Origin of the sequence: Aliiglaciecola sp. NS0011-25 (assembly GCF_040370605.1) — a bacterium.
In the GTDB taxonomy this organism is placed as follows: Bacteria; Pseudomonadota; Gammaproteobacteria; order Enterobacterales; family Alteromonadaceae; genus Aliiglaciecola; species Aliiglaciecola lipolytica_A.
The window spans coordinates 1-852 of the sequence record NZ_BAABWR010000059.1; the positions used below are offsets into that span (position 1 = coordinate 1).

The following is an 852-nucleotide window of genomic DNA, read 5'->3' on the forward strand; positions in this document are numbered from 1 at the left end:
GAGCGCAGGCTGTGTGAAAACGCTTAACTACAACATGAATTTATACCTCTGTGTTTTTGACTCATATTCAAAAATATTTAGGCTCACTGTTTTGACTCAGGGTAATTCAACAATAATGTCAGTTTTTTAGCCCACGCCTCTAAAATTGATAGCAAATAGGCTTAATTACTGCCTTTTAGAGAGATTTTCTGGCCACTAAGCATTATTCCATCATAGCGGCTATTAATGTCGGCACTCCGACTATCGACATCATTCGTTTGAGATTGTAAGCCAGCACGTGGAGGCTCATTTCGGTACTGACATTCTTCTTACGTTTCATTAAAAAGTGAGACGCTCCCATCCACATTTTGATAGTGCCAAATGGGTGCTCGACAGTCTGCTTTCTGATAACGGTGGTTTCAGGCGCAGCATCTAATCGTGCTTTCATTGCATCAATATCGGCTTCATGTATCCAACGCTTCATTTTTCTTGGCTCAACCTTTGATTGGGTGCATTGAGCGCGAATATCACAGTCCCTGCATGCGATGTGATCGACATAGACCTTTAGTTCTAAGCCGCCTTCAACCACATTTCGTCTATGCGGTAACTCATTTTCAGCAGGGCATATATAAGCATCCTTACTTTTGTCATACTTAAACAGCGACTTATTGAATATGCCTTTCTTCTTTGAACCAGATGTGTCAGTTTGAGGCACCAATGCCGTCGCGCCTAAGTCTTGTGTGGCTTTAATATCCTTCCTGCTGAAGTAGCCTTTGTCTGCGATAACCGTGATGTCCTTCCTGTTTAATGCCTCTTGAGTTTGTATTGTGACAGGCGTCAATTGGCCTCTATCTGTCGACATTGTGATGTCAT

Annotated in this window: 1 protein-coding gene; it reads right to left on the minus strand. The window is 42.4% G+C overall.

Annotation, left to right across the window (positions count from 1 at the left end; all coding sequences use genetic code 11):
- Nucleotides 1-202 precede the first annotated feature (202 nt).
- Nucleotides 203-852 (minus strand): transposase (locus ABWV72_RS21160; RefSeq protein WP_353372960.1); only part of this gene is annotated, 650 nt, incomplete at its 5' end.